This is a genomic window from Polynucleobacter sp. AP-Capit-er-40B-B4, assembly GCF_018882245.1.
GTDB lineage: Bacteria > Pseudomonadota > Gammaproteobacteria > Burkholderiales > Burkholderiaceae > Polynucleobacter.
Window position 1 is genome coordinate 1 of sequence record NZ_JACVOV010000010.1, and the last position, 216, is coordinate 216.

General features: G+C 47.2%; 1 protein-coding gene. It reads right to left on the reverse strand.

Translation table 11 applies throughout. The annotated features are described in order from the left end of the window. On the reverse strand, positions 1–216 hold a 216-nt coding region (locus ICN19_RS10140), incomplete at both ends, for a hypothetical protein (protein ID WP_216247644.1).

Sequence of the window (216 nt, forward strand, 5' to 3'; positions counted from 1 at the left end):
CATCATCTTTAATGGTGCCAACACCCGTTACTGCAGTACCGCCTGCATTGGTTGCTACTAAATTGAAGGTTTCATTGTTGTCTGCTGAAGGATCATTGGTAACTGCCGTGCGCACCAATAAACCACCAGCCGGGATCGCTACAAAGCTATTTGGTGTGTAAGGTACCCAAGCACCTGCTCCACTATTGGCAGTTGGATCAAAGTACTCTAAGGTAG